Annotated in this window: 14 protein-coding genes; 10 read left to right on the top strand and 4 right to left on the bottom strand. The window is 66.0% G+C overall.

Annotation, left to right across the window (positions count from 1 at the left end; genetic code table 11):
* Positions 1-277, bottom strand: a 277-nt coding sequence (locus CLG85_RS25860) for an aldehyde dehydrogenase family protein (protein ID WP_260350267.1), incomplete at its 3' end; no start/stop codon positions are given.
* A gap of 234 nt (positions 278-511) precedes the next feature.
* On the opposite strand from CLG85_RS25860, the gene CLG85_RS25855 reads away from it, so the two are divergent.
* Positions 512-1,228: a GntR family transcriptional regulator gene (locus CLG85_RS25855; RefSeq protein ID WP_176476700.1), complete on the top strand. Its 717-nt coding sequence runs from the start codon at positions 512-514 to the stop codon at positions 1,226-1,228.
* Between the two features lie 75 nt (positions 1,229-1,303).
* Positions 1,304-2,209 carry a dihydrodipicolinate synthase family protein gene (locus CLG85_RS25850; protein ID WP_095883899.1) on the top strand — a complete coding sequence of 302 codons (906 nt, stop codon included), beginning with the start codon at positions 1,304-1,306 and terminating at the stop codon, positions 2,207-2,209.
* 53 nt (positions 2,210-2,262) lie between these two features.
* Here CLG85_RS25850 and CLG85_RS25845 read toward each other — a convergent pair whose 3' ends face one another.
* Entirely contained in the window at positions 2,263-2,589 is a 327-nt protein-coding gene (locus tag CLG85_RS25845) for an NIPSNAP family protein (RefSeq protein ID WP_095883898.1), read from the bottom strand.
* 258 nt (positions 2,590-2,847) lie between these two features.
* Between CLG85_RS25845 and CLG85_RS25840 the strand changes: the two genes are divergently transcribed.
* From CLG85_RS25840 to CLG85_RS25825, 4 genes are all read left to right on the top strand, one after another.
* On the top strand, positions 2,848-3,819 hold the full coding sequence (locus tag CLG85_RS25840; protein WP_095883897.1) for a Bug family tripartite tricarboxylate transporter substrate binding protein: 972 nt from the start codon (positions 2,848-2,850) through the stop codon (positions 3,817-3,819).
* Positions 3,820-3,888: 69 nt separating this feature from the next.
* The gene (locus CLG85_RS25835; protein ID WP_095883896.1) at positions 3,889-4,362 is read left to right on the top strand and encodes a tripartite tricarboxylate transporter TctB family protein; all 474 of its coding nucleotides are present in this window, start codon (positions 3,889-3,891) and stop codon (positions 4,360-4,362) included.
* The gene (locus CLG85_RS25830; RefSeq protein ID WP_095883895.1) at positions 4,362-5,894 is read left to right on the top strand and encodes a tripartite tricarboxylate transporter permease; all 1,533 of its coding nucleotides are present in this window, start codon (positions 4,362-4,364) and stop codon (positions 5,892-5,894) included. Before CLG85_RS25835 ends, CLG85_RS25830 begins: the two co-directional genes overlap by 1 nt.
* Before the next feature lie 578 nt (positions 5,895-6,472).
* A complete protein-coding gene (locus tag CLG85_RS25825) occupies positions 6,473-7,345 on the top strand; it encodes a VOC family protein (RefSeq protein WP_260350266.1) in 873 nt (290 codons plus the stop codon).
* Positions 7,346-7,405: 60 nt separating this feature from the next.
* Here CLG85_RS25825 and CLG85_RS25820 read toward each other — a convergent pair whose 3' ends face one another.
* Positions 7,406-8,098 carry a GntR family transcriptional regulator gene (locus CLG85_RS25820; RefSeq protein ID WP_260350265.1) on the bottom strand — a complete coding sequence of 231 codons (693 nt, stop codon included), beginning with the start codon at positions 8,096-8,098 and terminating at the stop codon, positions 7,406-7,408.
* A 151-nt stretch (positions 8,099-8,249) separates the two neighbouring features.
* On the opposite strand from CLG85_RS25820, the gene CLG85_RS25815 reads away from it, so the two are divergent.
* The 4 genes from CLG85_RS25815 (at position 8,250) to CLG85_RS25800 (ending at position 13,144) form a co-directional block, all read left to right on the top strand.
* Positions 8,250-9,959 carry a thiamine pyrophosphate-binding protein gene (locus CLG85_RS25815; protein ID WP_176476578.1) on the top strand — a complete coding sequence of 570 codons (1,710 nt, stop codon included), beginning with the start codon at positions 8,250-8,252 and terminating at the stop codon, positions 9,957-9,959.
* 60 nt (positions 9,960-10,019) lie between these two features.
* A complete protein-coding gene (locus CLG85_RS25810; RefSeq protein ID WP_095882111.1) occupies positions 10,020-11,006 on the top strand; it encodes a tripartite tricarboxylate transporter substrate binding protein in 987 nt (328 codons plus the stop codon).
* Positions 11,007-11,130: 124 nt separating this feature from the next.
* A complete protein-coding gene (locus tag CLG85_RS25805) occupies positions 11,131-11,640 on the top strand; it encodes a tripartite tricarboxylate transporter TctB family protein (RefSeq protein WP_095882112.1) in 510 nt (169 codons plus the stop codon).
* Between the two features lies 1 nt (position 11,641).
* On the top strand, positions 11,642-13,144 hold the full coding sequence (locus CLG85_RS25800; protein ID WP_260350264.1) for a tripartite tricarboxylate transporter permease: 1,503 nt from the start codon (positions 11,642-11,644) through the stop codon (positions 13,142-13,144).
* Positions 13,145-13,523: 379 nt separating this feature from the next.
* Here the strand turns inward: CLG85_RS25800 and CLG85_RS25795 are convergent.
* Positions 13,524-13,814: dihydrodipicolinate synthase family protein (locus tag CLG85_RS25795; RefSeq protein WP_260350263.1), on the bottom strand; the 291-nt coding region annotated here is incomplete at its 5' end.

Here is a 13,814-nt window from a genome sequence, read left to right as displayed (position 1 = left end):
GCGTGCCGATCTCGGTGATCGCCTCGGCGCGGGCCTCGATCTCGTCGGCGATGGCTTCGAGAAAGCGGGCGCGGGTCTCGATGTCGCTGTAACCGTAGGTCCAGAACGCTTCTTCCGCCGCCCCGACCGCGGCGTTCACCAATGCCGGGGTGCCGACGCCATAGTCATGCGCCGCGCCATGCGCGGGCTCCGAGCGGAACGTCGTCTCTGCCGCGACCCATTCGCCCGCGATCAGATGCTTGCCATGCGGGACAAACCCGTTCTTGCTGCCGTCCATTTCCTAGACCTCCTCATGCCGCGCGCCCAGGATCGCCGCCCCGTCGCGCATGGTTTCCCGGACCCGATGCCGTGCGATTCGCGCGCCGGCGGCGCAATTCCCAACCGGCAAAAGGGTTGGGGGCTTCGCGCCTCGGGACTTGTCATGCACTAATATTTTAGTTTATCAGTATGGTCAACCGACCCGTAAATGCGCTTATCTGGGGCGCACCCCGGAAAGGATATGAGAGTCTGCATGAAAAGCCCCAGGATGACCCTCGCCTTCGACATGATGCGCCACGACAATTCGGCGGGCCGCCCCATGGCCTCGTCGCGGATCTATGACGATCTGCGGCAACGCATCCTGTCGCTCGATCTGCCGCCGGGCACCGCGCTCACACGGGCCGACCTTGCGCGTGAATACGAGGTCAGCCAGACGCCGCTGCGCGACGCAATGCAGCGGCTCGACCAGGATGGGCTGATCCGTATCTACCCGCAGTCGAAGACCCTGGTGACGCGCATCAATCTAGCGCAGATCCGCGAGGCGCTGTTCCTGCGTCAGGCGCTCGAGACCGAGGTCACCATCAAGCTCACGCAGGTCCCGTCGCCTGCGACCATGGCCCAGCTGCGCGAAATCATCGGCATGCAGCGCGAGGTCGCCCCCGACCACACCCAGCTGCGGCGATTTCAGGAACTCGACGAGTTTTTCCACTTCGTGATGTTCGAGGGCGCGGGGCACCCCAACCTGCATGGCCTGCTGCGCGCGCAGACCGGCGACATGGACCGGGTGCGACGCCTGCAGACCCACTCCGCGGAACGCCTCGCCACGATCATCGACGGCCACGAGCGCATCGTCGCCGCGGTCGAATCCGGTGACGTCGACCGGGCAATCAAGGAGATCCGCTTCCACACCCACAAGCCCGACGACTGGGCCGAGGAGTATCGCGTCCTGCACAAGGACTACTTTACCTGACCAACCGCCCCGCTGGGCACCTTCAGCACACAGCAAACAGAGCGCGGCCCAACCCGGACCGCGAAGGGAGAGATCATGTCCAACGCACTTGCCAGAACTAAGGGGCTGCACGTCGTCGCCCAGACCCCCTTCCTCGATGACGGGGCGGTTGACTATGCCAGCATCGACACGCTCTCGGCCTTCTACTACCGCCACGGCGCGCAGGGGCTAACGGTGCTGGGGGTGTCTGGTGAGGCGCAGAAACTCACCGTGGATGAGACCATAGCCGTCGCCGCGCGTTATGTCGCTGCCGCCGCCGGTCACCGGATCATCGCTGGCGTGTCGCACCCCAACCTTGCCACGCTGGTCGAGGTCACAGCGCAGGTGATGGCCGAGGGCGCGGATGCGGTGATGATCTGCCCGCCCGCCGGCATCCGCAGCGACGAGGACCTGCTGCGCTACTTCGATGCGGTCTACGCGCGCATCGGCGACGTGCCCACCGTGCTGCAGGATTTCCCCGCTGCCTCGGACGTGGTGATGTCGGTACCGGCCATCGACCGGCTGCTGACCCGCTTCCCGCAGATCGGCGTTATCAAGTCCGAGGATTTCCCCTCCCCCACCAAGATCAGCCGCATGCGCGCCGAGCTATCGCGCCCGGTCCGCATCCTCACCGGCAACAACGGCCAGTATCTCGTGCAGGAGATGGAGCGCGGCGCCGACGGGCCGATGGCCGGCTTCTCCTTTCCCGAGATGCTTTCGGGCGTCTACGAGCTGATGACCGAGGGCCGGCGCGCCGAGGCGCATGACCTCTTCAACCGCTACCTGCCGCTGCTCAAGCACGAGGCGCAGGGGCAATGGGGCATCGCGCTGCGCAAGGAGATGATGCGCCGGCGCGGCGCGCTGACCTCGAACGCGCTGCGCGGACCGGGCCCGAAGCTGACCGAGGCCGATCTCGCCGAGCTCGACTTCCTCACCAGCCGCATGGACCTGCCGCAGGCGTGACCGCCCGTCACGCAAAGGCGCGGCCCCGGTGGCCGCGCCTCTTGAATGGCTCGTCAGCGCTGCGGCGGCGTGAAGAACGGCACCGGCGCCATCAGCTGATTGACCTGCGAGATCAGGTAGCCCGCCTCGGCGCTCTTGCCGAGATAGGCTTGCCATTCGGGATCGGCGGCCAGCGCCGCACGGCGCGCGGCGCGATCGGCAGCATCGGCGTAGACCCAGATATGCACGTAGGAATTCACGTCGCCGGTCTCGACCGCCGCGTAGACCGCCGGCTCGCCGAGGTGCCGGCGCTGGACGTCGAAGCCGTGCTCTCCGTAGAGCGCGAGGTGCTTGCGGATCGTTCCGGGACGGCAGGTATAGGTTCGATGGTCGTAAAGCATGAGTTTTCTTTCATTACTTACAGGGTCTTGCCACGTTATCGCCAGCGCCTTCCGAAGCAGGCTTGCCAGCTTCACGGGTGTTCATATAGTAATGTATTAGTTGGTAGCGATGCAAGTTCGCCCGACGATTCCGGCCGGCTCTGACGCGAGTTCATGGCAGTGGCGCACGCGCGCAGCTGCACCGCGGCAGGGATCACGAGGCCGGGACCAACAGCCCAGAACGGCAAGGGTCCGTTCAAGTCTTGGAGGAGACACCTAATGAAACGCACTTTCATCGGCGCGGTTGCCGCCCTCACCACGGCCCTCGTGCCGCTTGCCGCATTGGCGGAATTCCCGGAGCGTGACGTGCGCATGGTGGTGCCGTGGGGGGCCGGCGGCGGCACCGATGGCATCGTGCGCAAGGTGACCACGCTTGCCGAAGAGTCGCTGGGCGGCACAATCTATGTCGAGAACATCGAAGGCGGCAACTCGGCCACCGGCGTCGGCCAGGTGATGGGCGCCAAGGGCGACGGCTATACGCTGGGCGCGCTGACCTACGACAGCGTCGTGACCGTGCCGTGGCAGGGCATGCTGCCGAGCTACAAGATGGACAAGCTCGACCTCGTCGCGCGGATCACCAGCGAAGCCGATGCGATCATCGTAGACGCCGATTCCGACTACCAGTCGCTCGATGACCTGCTGGCCGCGGCCAAGGCCGACCCGGGCAAGGTGCGCATCGGCGTGCAGAACCTCGGCGGGCGGGTCCACCTGACGCTGCTGCAGCTGCAAAAGCTCACCGACACCCAATTCAAGATCGTCTCCTACCCCGGTGGCGCGGCCCCGCAGAAAGAGGCGCTGCTGTCGGATGAGGTCGATGTAGTCATGACCTCGCTCGGCGATTTCGCCAACCTCATCGAGGATGGCACCGCCCGCGGCATCGTCGAATTCTCGGACGCCAAGAACCCGACCTACGACGTGCCCACCGCCGAGGAAGCCGGCGTCGAGCTTCTGAACGGCTCGTTCATCGTGATCGCCGCGCCCGCCGGCACCCCCGAGGACGTGGTCGCCAAGATCGAGGCCGCCTATGAGACCGCCTACAACTCGGACGAGTTCCAGGACTGGCTCGCGACGATCGGCGTGACCCCGAACTGGCTGGCCGGCGACGACCTCGACACCTGGGCCGACGAAACCGCGCAGGGTCTGTTCACCGAGATGGACGCGCTCGTCGAGGCCGGGGTACTCTCGAAGTAATCCCCCGCTCCCTGTCGTGAAAGGCGGCACCGGGCCTGCGTCCGGTGCCACCCCCAACCGGAGACCAAGATGGCCGACCGTGCGCCCCTTCTCAGGACAGGTGTCCTGCTGCCCTTCTTTTTCCTGATCGTCACCACCGTCTACCTTGCCGCGGCCTTCGACATCCACTCGCAGTTCGCGGGTGATGGCGAGATGAGCCCGCGCTCGGTGCCGATCCTCACCGCCATCCTGATGTACGCCGCGCTGGCCGTGGTCTTCGTGGCCGAGTTCCGCAAGCCCACCGCCGACGGCCCCGCACGCGAATTGCTGCGGCCGCTGCTGGTGATCGTCGCCACCGCGGGCTACATCGCGCTGTTCCGGCCGCTCGGCTACTGGCTGGCGACGCTGGCCTTCACCTCGGCGCTCTTTGCCATCTTCCACTTCCAGCTGCGCAAGCCGCATATGTTCGCGATCTACGCCATCGGCGTCACCGCCCTGTTCTACGGGCTCTTCGCGGGGATCTTCGGCGTGCGCCTGCCCACCCTCACCGGGGGTTTCTTCTGATGGATATCTTCATCGACGTGCTTGGCGGCATGTCCGCGCTGGCCGATCCCTACGTCATCGCCTTCATGGTCGGCGGCTTCCTGATCGGCACCTTCTTCGGTGCCATGCCGGGGCTGACCTCGGTGCTGGCCATCGCGCTCTTGCTGCCGATCACCTACACCATCGATGTGGTGCCGGCGCTGGTCATGTGCGCCTCGATCTTCATGGCGGGGATGTACTCCGGCTCGATCACCGCGACCACGATCAACATCCCTGGCGCGCCATCTTCGATGATGACCGCGGTCGAGGGCAACGTGCTGATGAAGAAGGGCTTCGGCGCCAATGCTCTGGGGCACGCGGCGCTCGGCTCGATGATCGGCGGCGCCATCGGCGCGGTGCTGCTCATGGCCTTCATGCCGATCGCCGCCGAGATCTCGCTACTGATCCGCACCCCGGGCAAGTTCTCGCTGGTGCTCTTCGCGCTGGTGGTCATCGTGATCGTCGACAAGGGCAATATCGCCAAGGGCTTCGTCGCCACCCTGCTTGGCGTAATGATCGCCACCGTCGGCATCGACGTGCTGCAGCCGATCCCGCGCTTCGACTTTGGCACTGAGACGCTGGTCGAGGGCATCGACATCATGCCGCTGGTCATCGGCGCCTTTGCGATCTCCGAAGTTCTGATGCAGTCGGAGAGCTGGAAAAACAGCCTGAGTTCGACGCTGGAAAAGGCCAAGGACCTCAAGATCCGCCGCCGCGACTTCCTGCCGCCGCGTTCGGAGATCCGCGAGATCGGCCTGCTGGCCTACCTGCGCTCCGCCTTCATCGGCTACGGCATCGGCATCCTGCCGGGCGCCGGTGGCTCGATGGCCGCCTTCGTCTCCTATGCGATGGCGCGCTCGTCGTCGAAGAAGCCGCAGGAATATGGAAACGGCTCGCGCGAAGGCATCGCTGCGGCAGAGGCCGCCAACAACTCGATGTGCGGCGGGGCCTTCGTGCCGATGCTGATGTTCGGCATCCCCGGCGATCCCACCACCGCGATCGTTCTAGGCGTTCTGGTGATCAACGGCCTCCAGCCAGGGCCGCGCCTGCTCGAGAACCAGGCCGAGCTGCTCGGGCCGATGCTCGGCTCGCTGTTCTTCTCGGCGCTGGTTCTCATCCCGCTGACCCTGTGGCTCTTCGGCCCGTGGTTCATCAAGATCGTGTCGATCCCCAAGGGCCTGCTCTACACCGGCATCGCGGTGGTGGCGCTCGTCGGCAGCTACGTGGCGACCTACTCGGTCTTCCAAATGTCGCTTGCGGTGATCTTCGGCGTGCTGGCGTATTTCATGCGCAAGCAGAACTACTCCACCGTGTCGATGTTGCTGGGATTCATCCTCGGCCCGGATCTCGAGGAATACCTGAGGCGCTCGCTGTCGCTGAGCGACGGCAACCCTATCGTCTTCCTGACCAATCTCGACAGCCTGTTCTTCCTTGCGCTGACCGCGCTGTTCGTCTGGGCGATCCTGATCCGCAAGCCGAAGAGGGGTTTGGCGGAAATGCGCAGCGACCTCTAAGCCACCTTAGATATTGAACAATGCCCCATTTCCCTGCCTGGAAGTGGGGCATTGTTCTGTCGTAAGTGAGGAGGACGTGCACCGTCTCTCCGCCGACAGCCAAAGCCGATCTGATGCCCACTGCTCGCCGCGTCGGCACGTCAGGGCTACAACCATGAAATCATGTCCTTGGCTGCCCTCGCCCACAGGATCATTCGGACCCCCATCCCACTCGGATAAGGTCGAATTATGCAATAAATTTGGGAGAACGAGATCTGGCAGATGACTCGTTCCCATCCCGAACAGACCACACGCTTCCACGCCCATGACACCCCCCCAGCTGCGCCCTGCGCTCTATCCGAGAGGAGGTCAGACTGGAGTCGCTTCGGGCGGAGCCTGGAGCTTCGGCGAGCTGGACGACGGGCCTCGGCGCCGAACGCCCGCACTTGCCGCGGCGGCAGCGGCAGCCGCAGCGACACAGAACAGCCCTCTGCGCGGCACACCATCGCCGTTCGGGGAACTGCAAATTGCAGTCCGTGGCGGCAACGTGCATGAGCTAATGGCCGCGCGCCATCCAATCCAAACACCGGAGTCACCCCATGCCCCAGGACCTGCCAGCAGCCACCGGCCCGATCGGCCTTGATCACTCGGGGCACTTCGTGGCCGATGCGGATGCGGCGCGCGCCGAGCTTGAGGCGCTTGGGTTCACGGTCACACCCTTCTCCGCGCAGGTGCAGCCGGACCCGGTGTCGGGTGCGCCGGCGCTGACCGGGACGGGAAACATCTGCGTGATGCTGCCCGAGGGCTATCTCGAGTTTCTCGTCCACACCGCCGACACGCCGCTCGGGCTGGAATTCCTCGCGGCGCTCGATCGCCGCGCCGGGCTGAATCTCGCGGCCTTCGCGGTGCCCGATGCCGCCGCGCACCATGCGCATCTGGACGCCCTTGGCGCCCCGATGCGACCGCTTGTGCATTTCAAGCGCGAGGTCGCCACGCAGAGCGGCCACGAGACCGCGGCCTTCACCGTTGCCCGGCTCGCCGCTGGCACCATGCCCGAGGGGCGGGTGCAGGTCCTGACCCATCACAATGCCCCGACGCTCTGGCAACCGCGCTGGACGCGCCATGCCAATGGCGCGGCCTCGCTCGAGGCGATCCTCGTCTCGGCTCCGGACCCGGAGGAGACCGCCGCCCGCTTCGTGCGCTGCCTCGGCCGGGCGGCGGAGCCCTTCGGGGCGGGCTTGCGCATCGCGCTCGACCGCGGCGCGCTCGACATCCTGCCTGAGGCCGCGGCGACGGCGCTTGTCGGCTCCGCGGTCGAGCCGGGGCGGTCGGTCTTCGTCGGCCTGCGGATTGCCATGCGCGACCCGGCGGCACTGGCAGACCGGCCCGGCGCGAGATGGGTGGACGGCGCGCTCACCCTGCCCTTCGGGCCTGCTCTTGGGGCCGGTGTCTGGATCTTCGATCCGGCCTGACGGCGCCACGTCACCGGCGCGGCGAAGCATGCCGCCGCCCGGCCCCGGCCCTGCCGCGCTTCAGGCCGTATAGAGCTGCGCAAAGGCGTTGCGGACGTTCTCGGTCACCGCCTCGAGACGCCGCTCGATGTGGCCACGCATCTCGGCCTGCGCCGCCTCGGGATCGCGTCGCTTCACCGCCTTCAGGATGCGCATGTGCGGCTCGGTGGTGACCACTTCCGGCCCGGTTCTTTCCGAGAGGGTCTTGAGGTCGATCAGCCGGATGTAGCGGATCCGGCCGTAGATGTTCTCGAGCATCCGGATCATCTCGGCATTGCCCGAGAGCGCGGCCAGCCGCAGGTGGAAGTCCTCGTCCAGTTGCACCAGTTCGACGGCGGACTTGCCGGGCTGGTACGCCGCCCCCGCGCCGAGCAGGTAGCGCTCGAGCGCCTCGACATCGGCGGGCTTTGCGCGCAGCGCCGCGAGGCGCGTCGCCTCGCATTCGATCGCCGCCCGCGCCTCGTAGAGGTCCATGATCTCGGCCGAGGTCAGCGAGCGGCAGAAGAACCCCTGCCCGCTGCGGAAGGTCAGGAACCCCTCGGCGACGAGCCGGTTCAGCGCCTCGCGCAGCGGAGTCCGGCTGGTTTCCAGCCGTTTGGCCAGCTCGGTCTCGTTCAATCTCGAATCGGGTTTGAACTCGTAGCTGGCGGCCATCTCCTTCAGCAGGGTATAGGCGCGTTCAACTGAGCCACTGTTTTTATTTATGTTTTCCAAGTGGTTATTCCTGGACCTTGAGCCTTGCCTTCATCTTAGCAGCCGCCACAAAAAAAAACAATTGATTTGCACTCCGATCTGCGCGCTAAGCTGTATACAGCACAGAACGCTGATATGAATGCTGAACCGGGAGAGTGTTTTGGGAGATGTGATGAACGGCGCGCAGGTCATCCTGAAGATGTTGGAACTGCATGGGGTGACGCATGTCTTCGGCCTGCCGGGCGAGACCACGATCGGCTGGTACAAGGAATGGCAGAGCAGCTCTGACATCGAATACGTGCTGACGCGCGACGAGCGCACCGCCTCCTACGCCGCCGAGGCCTATGCCAAGATCACCGGTCGGCCGGCGGTGCTCGAGGCGCCGAGCCCCGGCGTCACCCATTGCACGCCGGGCATCACCGAGGCCTTCCTGTCCTCGGTGCCGGTGATCTTCTTCAGCTCGGACATCCCGGTGAATCAGGACAAGAAGCACGGGCTGACCGGGGTCGACCAGACCGCGATGTACGAGAGCATCTGCAAGGAATCCTTCTACCTCACCAACGTGAAGGACATCCCCTTCCTGCTGCGCCGGGCCTTCCGTGTCGCCACCTCGGGCCGCCCGGCGCCGGTGCATATCCGCGTGCCGATCAACGTCTTCCACGACGAGGCCGAGATCGCCGACCTCTATGCCGACAGCGACTACAGCCGCTACCCGGCGCACCGCCCGGTCGCCGATCATGGCAAGATCCGCAAGGCGATCGACGCGCTGCTGGCGGCGAAGAAGCCGGCGATCGTCTGCGGTCAGGGCGCGCTCATCTCGCGCGCCGGCGAGGCGGTTCTGGCGCTGGCCGAGCTGCTGCAGATCCCCGTCGGCACCACCACCCCCGGCAAGGGCACCATCCCCGAGACCCATCCGCTGGCCCTGCGCGTGATCGGCGCGCGCGGCGGCATGGAATACTCGAACGCCTATGTGAAGGATGCCGACTGCATCTTCTTCGTCGGCTCCAACACCGACTCGAGCGGCACCAACCACTGGAAGCTCTACGGCGACCCGGCCGAGACGACCTTCCTGCAGCTCGACATAGCCGAGGCGCATGTGGGCAACAACTACCCGCTGAAAGTCGGCATGGTCGGCGACGCCCGTGCCACGCTCGATTACATGGCCGAGCTCATCCGGGCCGAGCACCCGGAACTCTCGCGCCCGACGCTCGATCTGACCGAGATGAAGCGCACCGCGCTCGACGCGGTGTTCAACTCCAACATCGAGATGCCCGAGGGCACGGTCTCGCCGGTCAAGCTGACGCAGGCGCTCGACAAGCTGCTGCCGCCGAACGCCATCGTCACCGCCGAGCCGGGGGTCGCGGCGATCTACCCCTCGGCGCTGCTGTCGGTGCGCGAGGCCGGGCGGCGCTACATCACCAACTACTCGATGGGCGCGCTCGGCTATTCGGTGCCCGCAGGAATCGGCGCGGCCTTTGCCAATGACGGGCCGGTGATCTCGTTCACCGGCGACGGCTCGCTGGCCTTCGTGCTCGGCGATTTCGAGACGATCAAGCGCAGCGGCAAGAACATCACCGTGATCCTGACCCGCAACGACAATTACGGCTGGATCCGCGGCGAGGCGATCCTGCTCGACGATGTCGACGCACCCTGGACCACCGACTTCGGCGCGGTGGACTACGTGAAGGTCGCCGAGGGCGTCGGCTTCCGGACCGCCCGCATCACCTCCGAGGACCAGATCGAGGCCACGCTGGCCGAGGCCATCGCCCATCAAGGCGCCAGCTTCATCGAGATGCGCGTGCCCTCGCAGGACAAGATCGTGCCCTTCGTTCCGCCGTGGATCGAGGCCGCGAAGGAAAAGAAGCTCCCCTACTTCTACTGATCCGGCACACAGCCCCAAAGCCACAAGACCGGACTGCCATTCCCCAACAGGAGACTCCCCATGAAACTACTGGATGTGACGAAGCTCATCGCCGCGGCCGCGACCCTGACGGCCGCGCTGCATGGCCCTGCCCAGGCGGCCGAGTACCCGAGCAAGGACATCATGCACATCATGCCCTGGAGCGCCGGCGGCGGCACCGACACCGTGATGCGCAGCTTCCTCAGCTTCGCCGAGGAGCCGCTCGGCGTCGGCGTCAACACCCAGAACATCACCGGCGCGCAGAGCGGCGTCGGCACGCTGCGCCTGATGAAGTCGCGCCCCGACGGCTACACCATCGGCTCGCTCACCTGGGACAGCGTGATCACCGTGCCCTACAACGAGCTGGTGCCGGGCTACGACACCGAGCAGCTTGCCTATCTCGGCGCGGTCACCGTGCACCCGACGGCGATCATCGTGCGCGCCGACGCGCCCTTCACCACGCTCGACGAATTCGTCGCGGCGGCAAAGGCGGCCCCCGGAACGCTGAAGATCTCCAACGTCGGCCTCGGCGGCGTCTGGCACCTGCCGGTGCTTGATTTCGCCAAGCAGGCCGAGATCGACGTGCAGCACATCCCCTACCCCAAGGGCTCGGGTCCGCAGGTAGAGGGGCTTCTGTCGGGCGAGACCGACGCCGCCTCGACCAGCATCTCGGCCGCCTATGCCGCGATCCAGTCCGGTCAGGCCCGTGTTCTGGCGGTGATGGCGGATGAGCGTTCGGAAGAGTTCGCGGATGTTCCGACCTTCAAGGAAAGTGGCTATGACGTGGTCTGGGGCGGCTTCCGCCTGCTCGCCACCCAGGCCGAGGTGGACGCCGAGCAGCGCGCCACGCTCGAGGCCGCCTTCGCCAAGGTCTTCGACAACCCCGAGTTCCAGAAGGTCGCCGAGGACACCGGCATGGGCGCGGTCTGGATGAATGCCGAGGACACCGCCGCCTACGTCAAGGCCTCGCAGGAAAAGGCCTTTGCGCTGACCGACGAGCTGGTGGCCGACGGTCTCCTGAGCAAGTAATCCCCCCCCCTCGGGGCCCGCCACCGCGCGGGCCCCGCTTTTTCGTTTCGACGCGCCGCCGCGCGGACCCGGTTCCCTGCGGCACGCGCCTTGCGCCCTCCGCGCAAGACAAAGGAACCCCTCGATGTCCACTTCCGCCTCTCCGCGGTCCACCCGGCAAATCCTCTTTGCGCTGCTGCTGCTGGCCGGGAACACCGTCTACGCCAGCCAGGTCCTGCAGATGAGCCGCCCCTTCGCCACCGGCGAGCCGGGCCCGTCCTTCCTGCCTGCGCTGCTGTGCGTCTTCGTCTATGTCGCGGTGCTGTGCATTCTCGGCACCGAGTTGCGCAAGCCTGCCGCCGCCGCACTGGCCGCCGCCGAAGGCTCGGAGCACGTCCCGCAGGTCGGCTGGCTGGGTCCGGTGCTCGCCATCGCCCTGACCGCAAGCTTCGTCATCGGCTTTCTCTACGTCGGCTACCTTCCGGCGGCCTTTGCCTACACCGCGCTGATCGCCGGCTACTTCAATTATGAGGAGAGCGGCCATTTTCGCCGCGCGGCGCTGATCGGCGTGGTGACCGGGCTCTGCGTCACCCTCTTCGGCTGGCTCTTCTTCGTCCAGCTCTTCGACCTCTACCTGCCGCTCTGGGAGATCTGAGATGACCGCACAAATCGTCGACGGTTTCCTCATGCTGTTGCATCCGGTGACCTTCCTCTACCTCATCGGCGGCTTTCTTCTCGGGTTGCTGTTCGGGGCCATTCCCGGCCTGACCGCGACGCTGGCGATCGCGCTGCTGCTGCCCTTCACCTTCAGCATGGAGGTTTCGGATGCACTGGTCATGGTCGCCGGGATCTACATGGCCGGGCTCTACGCGGGCTCGATCACCGGCATCACGCTGAACATCCCCGGCGCGCCTTCGGGTGCGATCACCACGGTCGACGGCCATGCGCTGATGAAACGCGGCGAGGGCGCGCAGGCCCTTGGCATGAGCGCCTTCGCCTCGGCCATCGGCGGGCTGACCGGCGTGATCATCCTGATCGCGCTCGCCAAGCCGGTGAGCAGCGTGGCGCTGCTCTTCCAGACCCCGGACAAGTTCTCGCTGGTGCTGCTGGCCATCGTCACCGTCACGATCGTCTCGCAGGGCTCGCTGCTGAAATCCACCACCGCCATGGCGATCGGTCTCATGATCGCCACGGTCGGTATCGACCCGATGCTGCCCGAGGGGCGGTTCGACTTCGGCAGCTACAACCTGATCGAGGGCGTCAACCTGCTGCCCGCGGTGATCGGGCTCTTCGCGGTCTGCGAGCTGATCGCGCAGGCCGGGATGCCCGCGCGGCTGAGCCAGGCACAGGCCGTGGCCGACCTGCCCGCGCCGCGCCGCCGCGACTTCCTGCCGAGCCGCGCGCGAATCCGCGAGGTCGGGCTCTTCGCCATGCTGCGCAGCTCGGTGCTCGGCGTGCTGATCGGCATGCTGCCCGGCGGCGGCGCCTCGATGGCCTCGTTCATCGCCTATGCCGAGGCCAAGCGCAGCGCAAAGAAGCCCGAAGAGTTCGGCAAGGGCTCCTACGAGGGACTCTCGGCCTCGGAGGCGGCGAACAACGGCGTCTGCGGCGGCGCGATCATCCCGCTGCTGACCATGGGCATCCCCGGCGACGCGGTGACCGCGATCATCTTCGGCGTGCTGCTGCTGCATGGGCTCGTGCCGGGACCGACGCTGCTGTCGGACAACTTCATGGTGGTCTCGCCGATGTTCGCGGCGCTCTTCGTTGCCTCGATCCTGATCTTCGTTTCGGTGCTGCTCTTCGGGCCAGTCTACCTGCGCCTTTCGCGGATCAACCGCGGCGTCCTCTATGCCTTCATCGGGATGATCTCGATGGTCGGCGTCTACGCCTCGACCTTCTCGATCTTCCAGATGTGGGTGGCGCTGGCCATCGGCGTTCTCGCCATGCTGCTGCGGGTCTGCGGCTACCCGGTGGTCCCGGCGCTGATGGGGGTCATCCTCGGCCCCTATTTCGAGGAGTTCCTGCGCCGGTCGCTGATCGTCTCCAAGGGAGACCCCAGCATCTTCGTGACCAGCCCGATCAGCCTCGCGCTCCTGCTGCTGACGCTCGGTTTCATCTGGATGCTGCGGATAGGTCCGGCACGGAAGGCGGGGGCATAGATCACGCAGCCGCCGACCGATGGCCTTGCTTGCGCCCAGCGACGGCTCAGAGATGTGGTAGACGCAGCAATATCCTGCGATGCCCCGGCGATGCTTTTCTTGAATCGCAACGTCCCATTGCCGCGTTCAACGGGCGCGATACCGCATCGAGCAACGGCATGCCGCCGCGGCGGAAAACAAGTTGAGGTTCGAAATCAGAACAGTCGCGACTGCGATTTTATGCGTGCTTGGAGGCTCGGATAGCTTGGACCTATGGGTCTAGGGACCTACGCTCTGTGCCAACGGCGGTGAGAAAGGCTGCTCTGGCCGGATCGCGGTCAGGACCAGCGCTCCCTGCCTCAAGGAAATGGGCCCCGCACTGCGGGGCCCATCCTCTGTTTCATTCCGCGTGCGCGTCGATCAGGGCCTTGAGGATCTCTTGCTCCTCGCCGGTCAGGTCTGACAGCGGCGCCCGCACAGGGCCTGCGTCGAAGCCGACCAGCCGCACGCCCGCCTTGATCGCCGCGACAGCGTAGCCCTTGCGGCGCGCGCGCAGCTCCATGAACGGGTAGAAGAAACTCTTGAGGATGTCCTCGCAGGTGGCCCGGTCCCCGGCCCGCAGCGCGGCGTAGAACTTGTTGGCCAGCGCCGGGACGAAGTTGAACACCGCCGAACTGTAGGTGGTGAAGCC

It is taken from the genome of Alloyangia mangrovi (assembly GCF_002300555.2).
In the GTDB taxonomy this organism is placed as follows: domain Bacteria; phylum Pseudomonadota; class Alphaproteobacteria; order Rhodobacterales; family Rhodobacteraceae; genus Salipiger; species Salipiger mangrovi.
Note: the sequence above shows the minus strand (reverse complement) of the source record. Positions and strands in the feature narration are given on the sequence as shown.

What these genes read in the sequence shown, in the direction of transcription:
- CLG85_RS25830 (WP_095883895.1), top strand. Translation starts at nt 4,362, where the DNA reads ATGGATATCTTCATCGACGTGCTTGGCGGCATGTCCGCGCTGGCCGAT.
- CLG85_RS25800 (WP_260350264.1), top strand. Translation starts at nt 11,642, where the DNA reads ATGACCGCACAAATCGTCGACGGTTTCCTCATGCTGTTGCATCCGGTG.
- CLG85_RS25815 (WP_176476578.1), top strand. Translation starts at nt 8,250, where the DNA reads ATGAACGGCGCGCAGGTCATCCTGAAGATGTTGGAACTGCATGGGGTG.
- CLG85_RS25845 (WP_095883898.1), bottom strand. Translation starts at nt 2,589, where the DNA reads ATGCTTTACGACCATCGAACCTATACCTGCCGTCCCGGAACGATCCGC.
- CLG85_RS25805 (WP_095882112.1), top strand. Translation starts at nt 11,131, where the DNA reads ATGTCCACTTCCGCCTCTCCGCGGTCCACCCGGCAAATCCTCTTTGCG.
- CLG85_RS25835 (WP_095883896.1), top strand. Translation starts at nt 3,889, where the DNA reads ATGGCCGACCGTGCGCCCCTTCTCAGGACAGGTGTCCTGCTGCCCTTC.
- CLG85_RS25810 (WP_095882111.1), top strand. Translation starts at nt 10,020, where the DNA reads ATGAAACTACTGGATGTGACGAAGCTCATCGCCGCGGCCGCGACCCTG.
- CLG85_RS25855 (WP_176476700.1), top strand. Translation starts at nt 512, where the DNA reads ATGAAAAGCCCCAGGATGACCCTCGCCTTCGACATGATGCGCCACGAC.
- CLG85_RS25850 (WP_095883899.1), top strand. Translation starts at nt 1,304, where the DNA reads ATGTCCAACGCACTTGCCAGAACTAAGGGGCTGCACGTCGTCGCCCAG.
- CLG85_RS25840 (WP_095883897.1), top strand. Translation starts at nt 2,848, where the DNA reads ATGAAACGCACTTTCATCGGCGCGGTTGCCGCCCTCACCACGGCCCTC.
- CLG85_RS25825 (WP_260350266.1), top strand. Translation starts at nt 6,473, where the DNA reads ATGCCCCAGGACCTGCCAGCAGCCACCGGCCCGATCGGCCTTGATCAC.